At 58.9% G+C, this 20263-nt stretch carries 14 protein-coding genes; 2 read left to right on the forward strand and 12 right to left on the reverse strand.

Annotated features, from left to right (window positions below; genetic code table 11):
• Nucleotides 1–686: 686 nt before the first annotated feature.
• Nucleotides 687–1067, forward strand: coding sequence for a phage integrase N-terminal SAM-like domain-containing protein (locus QQL24_RS04345; protein WP_284310678.1), 381 nt, complete (start codon nt 687–689; stop codon nt 1065–1067).
• A gap of 203 nt (nt 1068–1270) precedes the next feature.
• Here QQL24_RS04345 and glmS read toward each other — a convergent pair whose 3' ends face one another.
• From glmS to QQL24_RS04380, 7 genes are all read right to left on the reverse strand, one after another.
• Complete coding sequence (glmS, locus tag QQL24_RS04350) at nt 1271–3097, reverse strand: glutamine--fructose-6-phosphate transaminase (isomerizing) (protein ID WP_284310679.1); 1827 nt, start codon at nt 3095–3097, stop codon at nt 1271–1273.
• Between the two features lie 144 nt (nt 3098–3241).
• Nucleotides 3242–4156 (reverse strand): hypothetical protein, encoded by a 915-nt coding sequence (locus QQL24_RS04355; protein WP_284310680.1) that lies wholly within the window; start codon nt 4154–4156, stop codon nt 3242–3244.
• Entirely contained in the window at nt 4153–4905 is a 753-nt protein-coding gene (locus QQL24_RS04360) for a hypothetical protein (protein ID WP_284310681.1), read from the reverse strand. The genes QQL24_RS04355 and QQL24_RS04360 overlap by 4 nt, the downstream gene beginning before the upstream one ends.
• Before the next feature lie 14 nt (nt 4906–4919).
• Nucleotides 4920–6458, reverse strand: coding sequence for a hypothetical protein (locus tag QQL24_RS04365; protein WP_284310682.1), 1539 nt, complete (start codon nt 6456–6458; stop codon nt 4920–4922).
• A complete protein-coding gene (locus QQL24_RS04370; protein ID WP_284310683.1) occupies nt 6455–8230 on the reverse strand; it encodes a Wzz/FepE/Etk N-terminal domain-containing protein in 1776 nt (591 codons plus the stop codon). Before QQL24_RS04370 ends, QQL24_RS04365 begins: the two co-directional genes overlap by 4 nt.
• A gap of 33 nt (nt 8231–8263) precedes the next feature.
• Entirely contained in the window at nt 8264–9454 is a 1191-nt protein-coding gene (locus QQL24_RS04375) for an O-antigen ligase family protein (RefSeq protein ID WP_284310684.1), read from the reverse strand.
• A gap of 170 nt (nt 9455–9624) precedes the next feature.
• A complete protein-coding gene (locus QQL24_RS04380; protein ID WP_284310685.1) occupies nt 9625–10881 on the reverse strand; it encodes a glycosyltransferase in 1257 nt (418 codons plus the stop codon).
• 814 nt (nt 10882–11695) lie between these two features.
• On the opposite strand from QQL24_RS04380, the gene QQL24_RS04385 reads away from it, so the two are divergent.
• Complete coding sequence (locus QQL24_RS04385) at nt 11696–12547, forward strand: helix-turn-helix transcriptional regulator (protein ID WP_284310686.1); 852 nt, start codon at nt 11696–11698, stop codon at nt 12545–12547.
• A 181-nt stretch (nt 12548–12728) separates the two neighbouring features.
• On the opposite strand, the gene QQL24_RS04390 is transcribed toward QQL24_RS04385, so the two are convergent.
• From QQL24_RS04390 to QQL24_RS04410, 5 genes are all read right to left on the reverse strand, one after another.
• On the reverse strand, nt 12729–13124 hold the full coding sequence (locus QQL24_RS04390) for a hypothetical protein (RefSeq protein ID WP_348536426.1): 396 nt from the start codon (nt 13122–13124) through the stop codon (nt 12729–12731).
• Nucleotides 13079–13381 carry a transposase gene (locus tag QQL24_RS04395; RefSeq protein WP_284310687.1) on the reverse strand — a complete coding sequence of 101 codons (303 nt, stop codon included), beginning with the start codon at nt 13379–13381 and terminating at the stop codon, nt 13079–13081. Before QQL24_RS04395 ends, QQL24_RS04390 begins: the two co-directional genes overlap by 46 nt.
• 491 nt (nt 13382–13872) lie before the next feature.
• Entirely contained in the window at nt 13873–15297 is a 1425-nt protein-coding gene (locus tag QQL24_RS04400; RefSeq protein WP_284310688.1) for an HlyD family type I secretion periplasmic adaptor subunit, read from the reverse strand.
• A complete protein-coding gene (locus tag QQL24_RS04405; RefSeq protein WP_284310689.1) occupies nt 15284–17407 on the reverse strand; it encodes a type I secretion system permease/ATPase in 2124 nt (707 codons plus the stop codon). The genes QQL24_RS04400 and QQL24_RS04405 overlap by 14 nt, the downstream gene beginning before the upstream one ends.
• A 96-nt stretch (nt 17408–17503) precedes the next feature.
• Nucleotides 17504–20263, reverse strand: a 2760-nt coding sequence (locus QQL24_RS04410; RefSeq protein ID WP_284310690.1) for an alkaline phosphatase family protein, incomplete at its 5' end; no start/stop codon positions are given.

Consider the following 20263-nt stretch of genomic DNA (forward strand, 5'->3'; position numbering starts at 1 on the left):
CGATCCATCGGAGCCGTCGTGTTGGTCGCAATCTGCGCCATGCCGGCGGTACTGTGTGGGAGCGCCGCGTTTGCGGACTTATTGCGTCCCAATGACAAACCATGGGACGCTGGCGACGGCTTCAGTTTCGATGCCAAGCCGACGAAGACGCGCAAATCGGTGAGTGGAATCGGCTGCCTAACCGACGGCAAACAGCATCGCTGCGTAGTTGCATTCGATGAAGGTACGCGGCGCGCACGGTGATCCTGCACAATGGTGACTGCTCGATCGAAAGCGAGCGTATCCTCCTACTGCCTCCGTGGCGCCCGATGCCGGACTCGACGCCGAAGCGGCGGCAACCCATGGGCAATTCGTCTCTGTGACCGGCTCGCATTCAGCGAAACGCGACGACTGCGCCAACAATCCGGACACCCGGCACGTGTTCCGCTTCCGGATTGATCCCACGACGGGAAAAGTTCTGCGCGAGCCTTCCAACGATCCAAATGGTGCATTGATGGGTTACTCTCACACGCAACGACTGTGGCCCCTCATGGCGTCTTTTCCGGCATTTCGTCGGTGACCGTGAATGCCTTGGCGCGGCGGGTTCGCGCGGTCCCGGGTTCGCTGTTAGGTCCCGCCCCTTCCCTGGGGCTGTCCGCCCCCGTCAGATTGGCACGTTCACGTGTCCAAGTGACGGGAGTTTAGCAATGACTAAGCCCGTCTCACCGCTACGCCAACGCATGATCGACGACATGACGATCCGCTACATGTCGGCGAACACCCAGAAGATCCACCTCCGAGCCGTCGTCGGCCTCAGCGCCTTTCACGGCCGGTCGGCCGACAAGCTCGCCCTCGAAGACGTGCGTGATTATCGAGGCCATTTGGTGACACGCGGTCTCAAGCCGGCCTCGATCAATATGTCCATGTCCGGCCTGCGGCTCTTTTACGCGACGACCCTTGGGCAAAAACATCTTCTCATGGTACGCAAGGCCGATACCTTGCCCACGGCTCTTTCGCGCGAGGAAGTCGAGCGTTTGGTCAAGGCCCTCAAGACAATGAAGATGCGCGCGGCCTTCATGACCATCTAGGCCGCGGGCCTGCGCGTATCGGAACTCACCACCCTGACCGTCGGCGACATCGACAGGGCGCAGACGGACATCAATGTGCGGCAAGCCATCCGAAAACCTTCACAAGAGCTGGCATTGGTAGCACGCTTGGTACCGGACATTCTGCTTCGCGCCATCAAGGCTCGAAATTGGTTCTCCCGACAGCGAATGTGAGACCTCCGCCCTCACTCGACGGTGACACTCTTGGCGAGGTTGCGCGGCTGGTCGACGTCGGTGCCGATGATCACGGCCGTGTGGTAAGCCAGGAGCTGGATCGGGACGGAATAGACGATGGGTGTGACCACCGCCGGCATTTCGGGCAGGACGATGGTCTTAAGCGTTGCCATGGCGGCGGCTTCGGCCCCCTTCGCATCGGTGATCAGGATGATGCGGCCGCCGCGCGCGGCCACTTCCTGCATGTTCGAGACTGTCTTCTCGAAAATGGCGTCGAAGGGAGCGATCACGACGACCGGCATGGTCTCGTCGATCAGGGCGATCGGGCCGTGCTTGAGTTCGCCTGCCGCATAACCTTCGGCGTGGATGTAGCTGATTTCCTTGAGTTTCAGCGCACCTTCGAGCGACAGCGGGTAGCTCGTGCCGCGGCCGAGATAGAGCACGTCCGAGGCCTTGGCAAGGTCACGCGAGAAGGTCTCGATCTCATGCTCCAGGCGCAGCGCTTCGGCCATCAGGCGCGGTGCTTCGATGAGCGCATGCACGAGTTCCCTCTCCTCCGCGGCCGATAGCGTGCCGCGCGCCTTGCCGGCGCCGATGGCAAGCCCCGCCAAGGCGGCGAGCTGGCAGGTGAAGGCCTTGGTGGAGGCGACGCCGATCTCCGGGCCGGCCAGCGTCCGCACCATCACCTCGGCCTCGCGCGCGATGGTCGAGGTCGGCACGTTGACCACGGCGAGCGTGTGCTGCCCCTGCTCCTTGCAGTAGCGCAGGGCCGCCAGCGTGTCGGCCGTCTCGCCCGACTGCGAGACGAAGATCGACAGCCCACCCTTGTCGAGCGGTGCTTCGCGGTAGCGGAACTCGGAGGCGATATCGACTTCGACCGGCAGGCGCGCATAGCGCTCGAACCAGTATTTGGCGATCATGCTGGCGTAGGAGGCCGTGCCGCAGGCCGAAATGGTGAGGCGGTTGAGATCCTTCCAGTCGAAGGGAAGGTCCTCCGGCAGGCGAATGGTCTCGCCCACCACGTCGATGAAGGAAGTCAGCGTATGCGAAACCACTTCCGGCTGCTCATGGATCTCCTTCGCCATGAAGTGCCGGTGATTGCCCTTGTCGACGATGGTGGCGGAAGCCTGCGATTTCTGGATCGTGCGATGCACACGCTTGAAGGCGGCGTCATAGATGGTGGCTGAGCTGCGCGTCAGCGCGACGCTGTCTCCATCATCGAGATAGGCGATGGTGTTGGTGAAAGGAGCCAGCGCAATGGCGTCCGAACCCAGGAACATCTCCCCTTCGCCATAGCCCACCGCCAGCGGCGAGCCGAGGCGGGCGCCGATGAGCAGATTGTCCTCGCCCGAGAACAGGAAACCGAGCGAGAAAGCGCCGCGCAGCCGCCGCAGACTTGCATGCACCGCTTTGATCGGCGTCTTGCCGCGATCGAGCTCGCGCGTGACGAGATGGGCGACGACCTCGGTATCCGTCTCGCTCTGGAACCGCGCGCCTTCAGCGATCAGCTCTTCGCGCAGTTCCCGGAAATTCTCGATGATGCCATTATGGACCACCGCCACCCTGCTGGTGGCATGGGGATGGGCATTGCCCTCCGTCGGCTTGCCGTGGGTGGCCCAGCGGGTGTGCCCGATGCCGATGAGGCCTTCGAGCGGTTCGCGGTCGAGCTTGCTTTCGAGGTTGCGAAGCTTGCCCTCGGCACGCCGGCGGGTGATCGCGCCGTCCTCGAGGGTGGCGATGCCGGCCGAATCGTAACCGCGATATTCAAGACGCCGCAGCGCATCGACCATGGGCAACGCAACCGCTTCTTTTCCGAGAAGACCGACAATGCCGCACATACGCTCTACCCCTTACCGATTCGCATCAGACTAGCTGCGAGCCCTCCGCTCGAAGCTCCTCCTCATCAACGTTCTTCAACCTGGCCAAAATCGCAGCTTCGGGCCGACTGGGCCAACATGCGGATGTCGTCTTCGCCACGGAACTTAAGGATGATACGATTCACTCCTACGCGATTGCCGGTTGTGGCGCATAAAAACCCTCTGAAGCTCCAGCGACGACGCGAGCGACTGGTCCGCCCGTTGCGGGCCCCAGGAAAAGGCGTAGTCGAAAACCGGATTTGGGACGAACCTCTGCCACCGTTCAAGCATCGACTCCATTTCGCTGAAGGTCGGCAGGCGGTATTTGCCGCCGCTGTCGGTCTGCCACTCTCCCCCTCCGAAGGTCTGGAATGTCGGGACGACGCGATCAACGGATATGCCGGCCGTCTTAATCGCTGCGACATAGCGGTCGATCATTTCATAGTCGCACTGCGACCATTCTGTCCGGCAAGGGTACGGCGCGATACCGAATAGATCGATGTGCGAGGCCTCCGGGCGGTATTCCGAACTGAACTGCGGTGTCGCCGAGGTGCCGACGTTCATCAGTGCAACAAAGGTGACCGCGTCTGACCGGCGATTGTGAATCCAGTCGGATTCGGCGCGCAGATCTGAGGCCTTGCAGCGGGAACGCCAGCGGCCAGAAGGGTCCGGGTCGTCTACAAGATAGAAGCCGAACGTCTTGGGATGGTCGATCACGGCACTAACGACGCTCTCGAAACGTGGTGTGACGCCTTCGCACTGTCCGAGCCACACAAGCCCCTTTGTCCCCTCCGACAAAGCGTCGAGCTCCTGCTTGCTCGAAACGTCCGCAAGATTGAACCCTGCACGCGCCGGTGCGAACGTTAGGTCCGCAGTAAAATTTGTATTGGGTGAAAAATGCCAAAGCTGCGGGATCTCCCTCGCCTCGATGCCGATGACCGCCGGAAGCACATTTGCAACAATACCAATCAACATTCCGCTGAGCACGAAACGTGCGCGCCATCGCTTATCCCGTAGGGATGAATCGTTACGCTCAATCATTTCCGTGCCTCAAGACAATGAATTTGTTCGATTTTAGAGCAGATTCGCTCAACCTCGACCAAAAGTGTGTCCCTATCCGTGGAATGGACGTCGACCGCGGTGCGACCATAGCGTTGCAATCCGGTCTTCACGCGCTCACAGGTCTGCGCCCAATCAATGGGTGCACCTGACTTGGACTCTAAAAACCTACCGATCCGACCGATTGCCTGTGCGCGTGCCGTGAGACGGGTCCCGACCTCTCCGAGTGGTGCTTCGACCCTGATCGCGAGGTCGCAGCGTGGCGTAATGGCGATGAGGTCTATGATGTCCCCGTCCTCAAGCTGTTTGGAGGCGATAAGGATTGACACAATCGCCTGCACATAGGCTTGATCGAAGATAGCGACGCTATTCGAGTGTTGCGCCTCCCGCCATGCTGACGACAGGCGAATTAAATATTGCCTCATGCGCAGGGCGGTGACCTGATGATTTTTTGGAAGCTTTGCAACCAGACTTCGTATGCTCGTGTCTCCATTGCTCGCCGCCTTGGCGACGATCAATTGCAAGATCGGGCGCGTGATCCGCAGCAATGGATCCGAGAATGTATGCCAACTCACGTTATGATGTGGGAGTCCGAACTGCGACCGGTCTTCGCCCGGCCGCAAACTCAGGTGCATCTTCGTGGCGTTGCCTCGCTCCCGCAAGCGCACATCGAGAGCCATCGCAAACGTTGTCTTGCCCGCTCCAGGCGGCCCAAAAAGCTCGACGATCACCCTTCGCACTCCAGTCAGAGTACAGCCCAGATTGCGCGCCTCGCGATCTGCGTCACCTCGGGCAACGGCCTCGCTCCATCGATGGTGACGACACTCGCTCCATGAAAGGTCAAGTCATCGAACCAGGCGACCCTCTGCAGGATGACATCGTGGCGCATATCTGGTTCGCGTTTCGCAACGGCGTCAGGCCCGACCCGCAACTTAATGATGAGATCGGGCGCTGCGCACCTGGCAGCCGAATAGACCGACATTTCGAGCTGGCGCAGCCATCCGGGCACCCATGTCAGCCTGTGCAGCAGCGGGCCGTCATTGAACCGCGAGTTTTCATCCTGAGGGTAGCGATCTGCGATCACGACGAAGCCGCGAGCGATAGCCCGCTGCGCAGTCGCGAGTTTGTGTTTCTTGTCGAGTGCAACCGCGATTGCCCAGATCGCAAAAAGCAGGGAATAGAGAGGAGCTGGTGGACGATCCGACACGTTTCCGTGCGAGGCCCCTTTCGGCTTGACCTTGATCAGCCGCGCCGCGAGTCGGGCCACCGCTTTGAACGGCCGAAAGAACAAAGAGGGCGCACCGTCGCCCGTGCCAAAATAGAGTGGAAAGACATCGATCTCCGAGCCGAGCCACTTCCGCGCTCCCGACACCTGGGTGCTTTTCCCGCTTCCATCGACGCCAACGAAGGCAATGATGATCCCTCCCCCTGGAGCCCGGCGCCGCGGCAGCCGCGGCACTCCGAACAACCGCCGATTCGTCGCGCTCGTGACAAGCGCCAGAGACCGCCACGCGCTACGAAATGTCATCTCGACATCGCCATAGCAGCGGAAAATGGAAAGCTCGCGAGCGATCGAACGCCTTAGTCCCCCGTTGCGCAAGGAACGGGCATCGAAACGACTAGCAATCGATTCTGCGACTGCCGGCGAAAAGAATTCGACGGCGCGGACATTGATCGTATGCGCCTCTGTCCGATCGCGAAGGAAGACGAGGTCCTCGGCGTACTTGGCTTTGAGGCTCCGCCATCGGCGAAGCACGATTTGATCAGCGACTTGCATGTCAAGATTCGCGCGGACAATCAAAAGCAGGGCCTCGTCTGCGGGATGCAGTATGCGGATCGGCAGCGAAGCGTGCATGACGCTGCGCGCAAGGAGTCGCTCCTCGATCGGCAGGCGGAAGCTCTTGAGCAGTGAATGGCCTAGAACAAGCCGAAAATGGACGTGGATGTGACGAATTGCGCCCTGGGCCTCATCATATCCCAGGAAGCTCATGAGTGCCGGGTGATCCCGCCCTGGGCTATCGAGCCATGGCTTGAATCCCAGCTCCGTAAGGATTGCAGTTGCACGTTGCCGGTCCGCCCGCGCTACCAAGAGGTCGAGATCGGAGGTGCCTTCAAGCAAGACCGGAAGACGGCGCGAGCTCTTCCAATAGCAGTAGGAGACGCCCTTCATCTCGAGCGCCATGCAAAGCGCAAGGAGCAGTCCAGCGGACTCTTGAGTGTCGGCAACTGCGATCCCAATGGCAGCGCTAGGGGATGGAAGGGGCAAACGCTCGGCGATCGTCATGGCTGGGGATCCTCCAAGCTGTGCGAAATGGTCGAATGCGGCTTCCTACCCCCAGGCCGCCTCGCGTTTCTGCCCTTGGCGTCAGCTAAAGGAAGCGAGTCGCTTTCCCTCGCGCTCGACTTCACGAAGCGTTTGTCGCGGAAACTCCGGGGTAGCAGGCGAGCCGGCGTATCAATGAGTACGGCAGAGACCGGCGCCAATCCCTCGTCACAGGTGCCGGAAGGCATCGACGAAGCCAGATCGCGCAGTGCCGCGGCGACCGTTGAAAACTTGGAAACTTCGGCTCTCGTAAGAAGTATCGTGCGATCGACGGCTCCCGCGACGAGCCGGGTCTCGCTTCTTCCTACGATCGGAGGGGCGAGTATGACTATCCAGTCGTAGCTAGGTCGCAGTTCGGCGAGGAAGTGCTTCAGCCTATCGCCTGCGATGAGCGCAAGCGCGTCTGGTGCGCTCTCGCGACCACCAGCCATATAGTCGAGTCTCGTCTCCGGAACAGTACAGATCGCTTCGCGCACGTGGCAGGCCCCAGCCAGAACGTCGAAAACGCCAAACTTTCGCTCGAGACTGTGAAGGCAAATTGGGTGCTTACGTATTTTTGTCGCGTCCATGTCGACCAACAACGTGCTGCGGATTCGCGAGGCAGCGGTGGCGAAGTTCAATGCAAAATCAAAAGCCTTGTCATTGTCCTCGCTCGCGGTGAGGAGAAGTGTGCTTCGCAGGACCTTTTGCATAAGAAGCGTCGAGGCAAGCACTGAGTCGACGGCCCTCATGTAACCGGCGGTGCGCGTCGAAGAGCGCCCGGAGCGCGGCCTGAACCAGCGTCGCCGGTCTGGAATTCCGACAACTCCGGAGAGTGTGAAACTCTCTACAATATCTGAAGGCAGGTAAATGCGCTGATCGAGTGAGCCGAGGAAAAGGGCCAGCGCAACGCCGAAAATCCCCGAAAAGATAAACGCAGGAACGATCATGAAGATCGGATTCAGGGAGCTCGGACGCCCGGGGGGACTCGCCAGGGCCACAAGCTGAACCGGCGGCGAGAGCGCGAGGCTTTGCTGACGCGCCTCCTCGCTTCGTCGAGTCAACGACTCGCCGAGCTTCAGCGACGCAATCTGCGTTCGAAGATCCGAGGCATTCACGCCCGCCGGCGCATCTGCAGGCTCGGCTTCAATTCGCGCGAGCTCGGTCTGCAGCGCGATGATTCGAGCGTTGAAGGTATCGCTTGAATTATCGAGGCTCTGCACGCCCTGCAGACGCGGGCTTTCCACATAAATCCGGGCGATCCGGTTTGCAATATCGGCGGCCGTCTTGGATGAATTTGCTGTGAAATCGATCGAGATCAGCCGGGAGCGCATCACTTGGCTGACCTTGAGCCGGCGTTCTAAATCATCCGGCGTGAGCAGGACCTCTCTGAAGGCCGGATCTTGCGAAAGGAGATCGAAGGCACGCTCAATGAAGGCCTGCGATTGAAGCATAGCGATCTGCGTATCGACCGAGGTGTCACCGTTGCGGCCATCGTCGTCCATTTGGTTCGCGGATAGTATGGCGGCGGCTGTATAATTGGGCTTGTGGATGGTGCTAACCGTCGCGGCAATGAAGCTTCCGATGACAAGGCAGGCGGCAATCAGGCCAACCCGACGTCGCACATGACGCACCGCTCTCCGAAGATCGTAGCGAAGCGTAACATCGAGAGGAGAGGCCTCTTGACGGGCCTCCGACAGCGTGTTGAAGATCATGACACGATCTGAGCGCGTGAGGTTTGGGGTCATATCCATGGGAGGCGCTCCTTGAATCGTGCATAGCCAAGATCACGATGTAATCACGGCACGCCGCTGCGTAACTCTTTCTTCGGTGGGCCACAAAGATGGCGACGCGGCAACTTCACCGGCCGACCGGGGACGGCCGACAAGAGCAAAGCTGATCGCGAACCATACGCTTGGATGGCGAAAGACAACATGAAAGCTGCCGAAAATCAGGATGGCGAAAAGTAGAGCGGTCGTGCCATCGAAGCCCGCTTTCCAAGACCTGTAGACGCCCAAAGCGATGACGGAGCCGAAGGCTAGGACTGCCATCACTCCGCCCTGAACGAAGAGTTCAAGCACCGTGTTGTGAGCCTCGAAGTTTGGCGCGAGGCCTGGCTTCGGATGCTGGATATTGACTGGCGTATCGGAATCGCGCCGACCGGCAAGAATGCTAGGCGGAATCTCGAGGTGTGGGCCGGGGCCGAGGCCCAATCCCATCGATTCTGTCCCGACCTTGATAGCCTGCTCCCAGAGATGCACTCGAAGCGCTGCATCTTCATTTGCCTCATCATCGCGCGCTATCGCGCTCGAAGCCTTGATGGCATCAATCCGAATGTCCGAAACATAGGCCTCTACACAGGCGATCCAACCTACCAGTGCCATGATCGCCAGGCTCAACGACGCTAAGGGCACGCCCTGCTTCTCGGCACGCGCGAACGCGCGGGCAAGCTTTGCCAAGGTGAAGAAGGCAAGGATCGCGACGACGACCGCGGAGAAAGCGTTGCTTTTGGCGAGAAGCCCGATTCCAAGTCCAACCCCCGCACAAGCCGTCGCAAGCGACTTCGCCCAGACCTTTGGCGTCCGCTCGGCGAGTGCGAGCGCAAAGAACCCAATCAGAAGGCACATTAGCGCAAACTGATTGGGATTGTCCGACCAGCCGCGCATGCGATCCCAGTACCACGGATCCATGGTACCGTACTTGAATAGGCCTTGTGCGTTCGCAAGCTGCAGCAGGAGAAGCAAGGTCCCAATCAAAACGATCATCCAAAGCATCCGGTAAAGCCGGATAGGACCGTCAGGCAGGATAGTCAGTGCAGCCGTCATGGCGGCGAGAAACGCGTACGCGATGATGTCGTGAACGACGAGCGACCAGTCCACGGGAACATTGCGAATGTATGTCGCCATGACGCCGAGGCATAGCGCCGCCGCTAAAGTGCTCCAGAACCGCAGAATCTCCCAGAAGGGCCAGGGAAGCACTCGGGGTCGCCGGAGCACCGCTATTACGATTGGTGGAGCAAGCCACAAAGAGAGCAGGAATTCGCCTGGCCCCATGGGACCATGGGAGAAGCGTAGCTGCGTCTCGAGGGCAAGCAACACCGCGAGCGCTGCAAGCGAGTCCCACAATGTGGTCGTCCAGCGTGAAGACTTCACCGCAGGCGACCTCCTCTGGAAGCGGCCGCATCGATTGGCCTGCGATGGGTGGATTCTCCTCCCCTGTTGTCCTCGCGAAAATAGCCGACATCTTTATGCGGCATTATGCGCGGCTTTGATGCAAGACGCTGATAGAGTTCCGCGTGACCAGATACAACATCGTCGAGAGAGAACCGGCTCTTGATCACTTTCGGGCCACGGGCCGCCAGTTCCGCAGCTCTAGCCGGTGAGTCGAGAAGGGTGACGATGTTTTGCGCAAGTTTCTGCGGATCACGCAGCGGCGTTATGATGCCGTTCCATCCGTCACGCACCACCTCGCGGCATCCTGCGAGATCGGTTGCTACGATAGGCCGCGAGCAGAGCGCCGCCTCCATAAGTGCCCGGGGGACTCCTTCCGCGTACTCGCTGGGGAATGCGAAGACATCTGACATCGCGAGAAGCGACGGGACGTCCGAGCGCACACCTGTCGCAATGACATAGGGAACTCGCTTTTGAAACTCATCTTCGCTGACCGCGAACGGGCCTTCGCTTTCGCGTGGCCCGACGACAAGGAAGCGGACCCGAGGCCGGATCTTGTTGACGATATCGGCCGCCTTAAGAAGGACGGGAACTCCCTTCTGCCTCGTGACACGAGTGACAGTTGTAACGATCTCGGCGCCTTCGAGGCCCATAATGCTCCGAAGCTCGCTCGGTGCCAGGCCCGACCGCTGCGCGTGCTCAAAACCTTCGACGTCGATTCCGGCACCTGGAATAAGCACCGCCTCGCTCTGGCCAAGCAAATGGTTTCGCATGAAGAACGCTTGATCGCCGCTGTGTTCGAAAACGGTCGCGTCCGTAAAGACCGAAGCGATGCGCTGAAGTGGGAGATAGGCAATTCGAAGCGCGAGCGCAGCGGGCGAACGGGATGAAAAGGTCCATCCTCTTCCGTTGATCGTCCGAACGATCGCGGTGCGCGCATTGCTGTGTGCGGCGAGCGGCATAAGTAGCGCCAGCTTCGTATCGAAGGCGTGCGCCACGTCGGCGTCAACGTCGCGCAGCAGGCGCGCAAGGACGCCTCTCGTCCGTATGTCGGACGTCGGATCAAAGAAACGATTGAACTGGAATTGATGAAATCTGAAGTCGGCACGCAGGAACGGCTCGGGATCGCCGCTTGCGGCCACAGTTACATTGAATCCACGATCCCGTAGCTTTATCATAAACGGGATTCGGAGGTTTTGATCTTCCCCGCCGACGAAGAGCAAATGTACGCTCACAATCACTTCTCCGCCAATGGTTGATTTGAGAACGCCACAACAGATGGTGAAATGGTCCGTGTCTTGGCCAATCAAGTCAACACAACGAGTTGAGTAGATGAAATTAATTCGGCTGAAGGTGAAGCCGAGCTAGATAGGCCCAGAGGTAAAATAAATACCACTTTAGAAACGACGCTACTCTTCGCTGGTGTCTAAAGAGGTAGGTGGTGGGATGTACTTCAGAACCGCTACACCATAGGCGCGCAATAACGTTTCCCGCGACGTCTGGATGAATTTAACTGCTTGCAAAAGCAGCAAATTGTTAAGCTGGCGCTCGTCGATTCAACTGAGTGACTGCCTCCTTGGCATAGAACTTTTGAAGTAGAACTCGAGAGGAAGATATACGGCGCAATAATGCGTGCGATTGTTCTTTTACGCAGCCGTGCCCCTCTGGAAAGCTACGTAATTGACCTTTACATTTTTGTCATAATGTCTATGACTGGAAAAGAAGAGCCGGCTTAACATTTTGATCCTAAACGGGCTTTTGGCGAAAGACCTGGGAGGCGGTTGATGGAACGCATATCGCCTGGTGGGATACTCGACCTTGAGAGTGGGAGGGCTAACCGCTCAGGGGCCGTGGACAGATTTCGTAAAGATAGGCGGCTTCCTTCATCCTGAAAAGGTTCCATCTATTATAGCTACCTTTGGGATTTCGGTCTCCTGAGGTTTCCGACGATGGTGCAGTTGTACCTGAGTGCGGTCTTACCGCGCCTCGTCATGATGGGTGACTATTGGGGGAGCGCGTAGTTATTTCGCGCTGGTTTGGTGGTGTTCCATGACACTCCTCGAGAATAAGCTTGCTCGTTACGCACAACACGCTCGACCCGTTGCGGACAGTTCTGTAGCAACGGCGCGCCCGTTCTATCTTGAGTCCAATGTCGAGCCGTTACCAAATCGCGAAAATCTCACTCTGGACGTGGGGCCGCCCGCCTCGGAAAAGCGACTGATCGTCGTCGATAGCCAGGCTTTCTTTCACGAGTGCATCCAGAGGTATCTGGAAACAGCGCTGACGCTCCCTGTCCAGGTCTTCTCCTCTATCTCTGAACTCTCGGAAGAGGCTATTGCTAGCGGCGTGATCAGGCTGCTCATGATCTTCCTCGCCGACGGCGATCCAAAAGAAACTGCTCGCGCGCTCGACATACTCGCGAACTTCGCCCGCTTGATTCCGAGCGTCATTCTTTCCTCAAGGCATGATCTCGCGATGATGCGGGCGGTGATGTCCTACGGCGCCAAGGCATATATCCCGATGAACATGGGCTTTGGGACTGCAATCGAAGTGGTGCGTTTTGTTCTGGCCGGTGGAACCTATGTTCCCGCGGAATTTCTTCTAGCTGCGGGGGGTTCGGCTGCACCGCCCCCCCCGCACGCCGTGGGCGGTGGAATTACGCAGCGCGAACTTACAGTGATCAAGGCGATCCAGCAGGGCAAGCCCAATAAAACAATCGCCTATGAACTCAACCTGTGCGAAAGCACGGTCAAGGTCCATGTTCGCCAAATCATGAAGAAGCTGCGTGTGAAGAACCGGACAGAGGTCGCGATCAAGTCAGTCGACCTCCTCTCATGTGGAAGCTGCTTCGATCACAGCGGGTGCTGGTCCGCCGCCCGTTGCCTCAAAAAATCGCTTTGAGAGATAGACGGATCTAGTCTTCCGGTGAGCACCGCGAGCTTGCTGCATGGAGGCATCGCAAGACGTGTCAGGCCGCTGCGGGGGCTTTGACCACGCCTCTCGGACGAATTTCGCTCGCCCGAGTTGGTTCATCCGGTTGGGCGATTTGACCGCAATTGCGGCTTCCGTAGCGCGGCGGGCGTCATGGCGGGATCTCAGTGTGTCGCCGATGAGGCGCTTGTAGTGGCTTATGGCGGCCTCCACCTTTGAGCGCTTGATTGTAGCCGGGCGCCTTCTGCCAATTCATCCGCCCATATTCGTCCACGGCAAGTATATGCAAATCGTGCTGGGTTGGCGAGATGGTAGCAGTCGGCCCCGGCACCGCCCCCTTGCAGGGCGGTACGACGAAACGGGCGGACGGATTTCGGGCAAGGATGGCATCATAAGTTGCAGCCCCGTCGCATGCGCCATCGGCGATGAAGGAAGCGGGAGCCTGCTTCAGTTGATCCAATAGCGCTGGTAGATGGGAGGCGTCGTCGGCATCCCTGTCCGTCAGGTCAAGGGCAACGATTTCACCGCTGGCGACCTCAATGCCGATCTGTAACTTGCACCAGCGCGCCGCTTCGCCGTGCCGTGTTTTTCAAACAACCGTTCACCCACGCTGCACAAATTCAGTCTGGTGCTATCGACGATCAAGTGAAGGTCGCCAGTCCTGTCTCTCCGGGGCATTTGAACCAGCAATCCACATGCCTGCTGGCTCAGCGTCATATGATCGGGAACAGGCAAGTCGATCTCCAGCAATCCCTTGATTGAGCCAATCAAACCCGCGCTCTGGTGCAGTGCCAACCGAAACACGGCTCGCAAAGTTAGGGCGGTTCGATGGCGAGATCCGAATAGTGACGCTGACCGCCTGGCGTTGTTCGAAGTTGCGCCTTCCAACCGGTGTTCGCATCCGGCGTAAACTAGATGGTCAGACTTCCGCGATTACGAGGTGTCGCGTGATATTCGCGTCAGCTTCTCACCCGATGGCGCCGTCGAGGAATGTGTCGTCTACCCTTCGAATGAAGTTTGAAAGGCATGATCGGCTCCGAACACAAAAATCGTAAGCAATCTGAGCCGACCCTTCTTAAAAGGCCGCCTCCCAAGCCTCGTTGCAACAAGGCATATCTGCGCACAGATCTCCCAATACCAAGAGGCAATTTCAATAACGCTTGGTTCCGTCTGACGATTTTCGCCAAATCTTTGATTTGGTATCGAAAATCGTCAGGTGTTCAAGTCTCGGGTACGTCAGCATCTTCGAGACTTAGTATAAGCATTCAGCTCAATCTGCAAAGCGGCCGCGCTGATCATCTCTCGCGCAAAACTTCCTGATTGTATCGCATGAGCGGCGAAAGCAGGTAGCTGATGATCCGTCGTGAACCTGTCCTGATCTCGACGGTCACCGCCATTCCGGGCGACAGCTGAACGGTCCGCCCATCGATCTCCATATCGGTGCGGTCGAGGCTGACGCGCGCAGCATAAACCAGTTCCTGCCCTATCGGTTCGCTCGACGCAGTTTCCGCGCCACTCGGTTGGTCTCTCGCCCCTTCCTCGCGCCGATCGCGTGTGATGGCATCGCGCGAAATGCTGAGCACGCGGCCGTGCAGCAGCCCATAGCGGGTAAAATTGAATGTATCGATCTTGATCGCGACACTCTGCCCGGGAACAACAAAGCCGATATCTCGGTTCGATATCATCGCTTCAATCTCAAAATCGGGATCAAGCGAAACCACAGCCGCCAGGGTTTGCGCCGGCGTGACCACCCCACCGATCGTGTGAACCGCCAACTGTTGCACGACGCCGTCGATCGGCGCGGTGAGAATCTGCAACTTCACCTTCTGCTCTGCCTTGATCACGTCCTGAGCAAGACCCGCGGCCCGCTGCTCGGCCTTGGAGAGATCGTCATAGAGCGTGCGGCGATACTCCGCTTCCACCTTGGACCTGCCCTGGGCGAGACCCGCGACCGCGGCCTCCGCCTCTCGCATCCGGCTTTGCTCAATAAGGACGTCATGCTGTTGGCCGACTAAATCCTGAGCCTCGGTGAGATAGGTGATCCCGGAGCCGATGGCCTTGTCATAGAGATATTTGCGAATGTTCACACGTTCCTCGAGCAGCGGGATCGTTGCATCGAGTTTGGAGATCGTCGCTGCGATTGTCTCGCGCTCCGCCTCCTTCTGCGCCAGCTGTTTGTCAATCTCCGACAGCATTGCGATATGCTCTGCCGTCTGGCTCGTCAGAAACTGACGATTCATTTCGATCGCCTGCCGGCTAGCGCCGGCTGGCGGCGTGAATTGGGCGATCGGGTCGCCTGGCGAAAGCGCCGCCCGCAACCTAGCGACGTCGAGCTGGCTCACAGCCAGATCGCTTTTTACATGGTCAAGTTCGGCTGCATTGATTGTCGGATCCAGTTCGATCAGCACATCACCCGCCTTGACCCTTGCGCCGTCCCCGACGTGGATCGCGCGCACGACCCCCGTTTCCGCAGGCTGGATTACCTTGGTCCGGCCGTTCACGACGATCTTGCCCGGCGCTGTCGCAACAACATCGACCTTTCCAAGCGACGCCCACGCCAGCGCGGCGCAAAACAACATGATGATGGTCCCGCCAACCGCACGACCGATTGGCGATGGCGGCGTCTCGACGACCTCCAGCGCGGCTGGGAGAAAAGCGGTTTCGTCATCGCGGCGGCGCCGCCGATCCGGAAACTGGATAATTGTTTTATCGGCCGTCATTGACGCCTGCCTGGAGCAAGTGGAGATTCGCATAGCGTCCGTTCGAGCGGATCAACTCGTCGTGGGTGCCGTCTTCGACGATCCGGCCGTGATCGATGGTGACGATGCGGTTCGCTCGTCGCACCGTGGAAAGCCGGTGGGCGATAACAAAAACGGTGCGCCCCTCACAAATCCGGCGCATGTTGTCCTGAATGATGCGCTCGCTCTCGTAATCGAGGGCGCTGGTCGCCTCGTCGAAGATTAGAATACGGGGATCAGTGACGAGAGCGCGGGCAATCGCGACGCGCTGTCGTTGGCCGCCCGAGAGGCTGCAGCCGCGCTCACCGACGACCGTATCGTATCCTTCGGGAAGTTCGAGTATGAAGTCATGTGCACCCGCCAGAGCGGCTGCATCCACGATCCGCTGCATCGGCATGGCGGGATCGGCGAGCGCGATATTCTCGGCGACGGTGCGATTGAAAAGCACGTCCTCCTGCAGAACAACGCCCACCTGTCGCCGCAACCAGGCGGCATCGGTCATGGCGAGATCGACACCATCGATAAGAACGCGGCCGGTCTCCGGCACGTAGAGCCGCTCCAGGAGCTTGGCCAACGTGCTCTTACCCGAGCCCGACGGGCCGACGACACCGATGACCTGGCCCGCCGGGACATGAAGACTGATGTCGTGCAGTATTTCGGGCCCATCGACCCGATAGCGAAATCCAACGTGATCAAATGTGATCGCACCACGGATCGGCGGAAGCACGGCGCGGCCGACGCTGATCGTCGGCTCCGGTCGGGTATTGAGGATGTCGCCCAGTCTCTCGATCGAAAGACGGGCTTGATGGAAGTCTTGCCAGATCTGGGCGACGCGCAGCACCGGCTGGTTCACGCGGTTGGCCAGCATGTTGAAGGCAACCAATTCGCCGACCGTCAGGTTGCCTTCGATCACTAGCTCCGCGCCAAAAAACAAGATGGCAACAGTAACCAGATGGCTCACCAATTGCACAGCCTGACTTGCGATGTTGCCAAGGCTGACGACGCGAAAGCTTGCGGAGACGTACCCGGCAAGCTGCTCCTCCCAACGTCTGTTCATCTGTGGCTCGACCGCCAGCGCCTTCAGAGTCTGCACGCCGGTTATGCTCTCGACCAGGAACGCTTGGTTCTCCGCCCCCCGGCGGAACTTTTCATCCAGCCGTCGGCGGAATAGTGGCGTTGCAATCGCCGAAATGGCTATGTAAAATGGGAAGGCGGCCAGAACGATCAGCGTGAGCACCGGCGAGTACACGAACATTACGGCAATGAAGATCGCCGCAAATAGAAAGTCGATGACGAACGTCAGCGCCGAACTCGTCAGGAAGTTACGGATATTTTCCAGTTCTTGAACACGGGCGACCGAGTCGCCGACCCGGCGCGTTTGAAAATACGTCAGCGGCAACCCTACTAGATGGCGGTATAGACGAGCGCCAAGCTCGACGTCGATACGATTGGTCGTGTGAGAAAAAAGGTAGGTACGCAAAGCTCCAAGGATTGCTTCAAAGACTGAGATCACGGCCAGACCGATCACCAGAACTTGCAGCGTGCTGATTCCACGATGAACGAGCACCTTGTCGATAACAACCTGAAAAAATAGCGGACTGACGAGCGCGAACATCTGGAGGAAGAAAGACGCGATCAGTACTTCCGCCAGCAGGTAGCGATACTTCTGGATGGCGCCAAGGAACCAGGTAATGTCGAACCGGCGAGATAGATCAGACAGTGACGCACGGCGCGCCATTAGGATCAGTCGACCGTCCCACAGCGCCTCGAATTCCGCTCGAGTCAGCTTATGCGGGAGGGGCTCGGAGGAACGCTGTGCCAACACGTCGTCGCCTATGGCGTTGCCAATCAGGAGAAAGCCGCCGTCATTGAGGATGGCGATTCCAGGTAATGGCGTGCGGGCGAGACGTGCCCAATTCGTTTTGATCGTGCGCGCTTTCAGCCCAAAAGCCTTCGCGCATCGCAGCATGTCCGTGACACCGACGCGCCGCGTGCCTAGTCGATGACAGAGCTGCTCCTCCTCGGCCGCGACGCCGTGCAGCCTGAGCAACAGCACAAGGGCGAAAAGTCCAGTTTCCGCTGACGACGTCATTTATCAGGCACCCTGTCTGTCGTGACGCGAACTTCGCGTGATCCATTGCGTCCGATTCCGGCCCGGATCCTCCCCTGCCCCGCCCACTTCTACGCGTCAGCCCTGGGATATGCCGAGCACCGAATGCTCGTTGAACAATGCGGACGGCGAAATCATCCGATGGAGCTGGGAGATACCGGGCGCATTGGAGGGCGGTACGGCAGCGGCCATATACTGGTCGAACAGGCTCGCGAGCTTCTCGTACCGGGCGCTCGCCGGCCCATGTGACGGAGCGCCCATCGTGTGGGCCAAAGACGGAATTGGCGGAAATGCCGACGAGTGGTTTTGCGACACGATCGATGGGACACGGGGGCTGGTCGTGGTCGATTGCACCGGTGGGTCGGTAACGACGATCGTTTGCGCCGTCGTCGTCGCCGCCTCACCGGAGGTCGTGTTGCTTGCCGTGAGAGTAAGGGTGTTCACCGGATGGTCCAAACCCGTATAGGATGAATGCAACGTCAGCCCGCTGTCCACTTCGGCGGCACTCAGGGTGACCGAACTGCCGCTGAAGGTGGACTGATCGAAACTATCGGTGATTGTTTCGTAGCTGGTTAGCCCGTTGATGGTTACGGACACCGTATCGTCGGCATCGAACGGCGTGACTTGGACACCCAGTGAGACCGATCCTCCCGCGGGAACGGTAAGGGCTGTATTGTTCAACGAGAGGGTCGGCGCCTCAAGCGACGGGTTGACGTCCACCTGTGCGACGGTGGTCTGCCACCAGCCATTGGCGACATATTCATTCGACATCCAGAATGAGTGCGGGTCGGCAGGATCAGCAATCGTCGTGGAGTTGATGCCCCAACGCTGGGTACTTGATCCGTTGCCGGAATTGAAGAAGCCGCTGCTGGCCTGATAGAGGATGGGTGCGCTGAACGTGTTCGAAGTGTCACTCGCCGCATGGAAGACGTAGTAGTCACTCGGATACATATTGGGGCCGCTGGCGGTGAAGTTGATGAGGGCGTCCCCAGCGGCGTCGACGGCAATCGATCCGTTGAAGGTCGCCACGTTGCTGCCGATAGACGCGCCGGAAATGTCGCCTTGTGCCACGAGGGTTGGGCTGTTGGGATTGCTGACATTGACCTTGAACCAGTGCAACAACGGCACGCTCGAGCCAATGGGCTTCTCCTCGGTGACGCCGTAAAGGAAGCCATTGGAGTAGGCGAGATTTTGGACCCGCCTGTCCCCGGCGTCCAGCAGGAGGCTCGTTCCTTGTTGCTGGGCAGTATAGGATCCGCCCTGGTCTATGTTGCCGAGCCCGATGGTGCTGACCGGCCCGAACGTCTTGCTGGCGACGTCATAGATCTGCACGGTCAGGGCGACTTGGCTGCCAGTGGCAAACGTTGAGGCGTAGTAAGTCTTTCCATTGCTACCGGCGACGACCCTGTAGATGCCCTGGTTCGACGACGTGATCTCATTGGCAACGGTCGTGAGCGCGCCGCCATTGTAGATTCCGCCGCCCGAGCCGGCGGTATCGCCGATGACCCAGACTGCCGTTCCTTGCCTCCCTCCGCCGCTGACATTGTACTGCGGTGCCGTGATATAGATGTTGGTGCCATCGACCGATACCACCGGAGTATCGGAGACAGTCGCTTGCCCGTTGATCGTGAGCGACGTGTTCAGCGAAGCAAAATACCAGCCATCGTTCGGATTGGACGTTTTTGAAACCGCGATGTCGATATTGCTGGTTGCGCCGCCGGGCCCAAGATTATCCATGGTCACGACATAGCGCTGATTGATCGGGTCATAGACGGCGCGCGGATCGAACAGGGAATTGGTCGCGGCCGAACCCAGCGAACTGAAGAATTGATATTTCGACTGCACTGTCGGGGAGCCGCCGGACAGGTTCGTCCACTCGATTTTTCCGGCTTCCGCCATCAGGACGTTGTTCGGACCGACCGCCAACGCGTTATGTGGTGGATAATCTGAGGTATCAGAGATTCCCGAAAACTGGGTTTCGACTTCCGAATTGGGAGCGGGAGGCGGCGATGACCCGCTGAGATTCAAGAGAGGCGCATTGATATCGTTGGACGTAAGGCCTGGAAGGCCATAGGCGTTTTCGATCGTGTGGAGAAGACTGTAATGATTGACGGTTTGGTTGTTCTGCCCGGCCGAAATGCCCGCGCCTACGATTATGGTCGGAATCTGGTTGCTGCTGCTGCCGTCATCCTCATCCCACGTCACGACCAGCAGGCTGTTATGGGTCGTCGCCCAATTGGCATAGGCGGTGAGGTTTGTGCTCAGCCACTGATCGCCCTGTGCGATGGTGCCATCGTGCATATCATCATTCACATTCGGGATGACGAACGATACCGTCGGCAGCTGGGTGAAGTCGGTCGGAAACTGGCTGAAATCCTTCCCGAGATTTTGCGATTCACCAAACTGCTCCCATGCATCGTGATATCCCGTCTTGGAAGCTTCGGCGTAGCCCGTGAAACTGTAACCCGCATTTAGCAATTCACCTGCCAGTGTGGGTGCCGTCGGGAAGAATACAGAATTGTCATCCGTCACGCCTTGTGTGGTGCCGGAAAACAGCGCCAGATAGTTTGGCTGGCTCGGGTGCGCCTCCCCGTGGAAATCGGTGAAGGACAATCCTTGGGTGGCGAGCGAATTGAGATAGGGAGCGGCGGAATTGCCGATGATGTCCGTGTAGTCCTTATTTTCCTCAACCACTACAACGATGTGATCATAGGTGCCGGCGGGTGTAGTGGTCACCGTGATCGCATAGCCCGCCGATGCCGCGCTGACGTTCCCTGCCGCGTCGGTTGCTTTCGCAGTTATGGTGTGACTTCCGGTCGACAGGGTCGAAGTCGTGAT

The organism is Labrys miyagiensis, from assembly GCF_030160835.1.
GTDB classification, from domain to species: domain Bacteria; phylum Pseudomonadota; class Alphaproteobacteria; order Rhizobiales; family Labraceae; genus Labrys; species Labrys miyagiensis.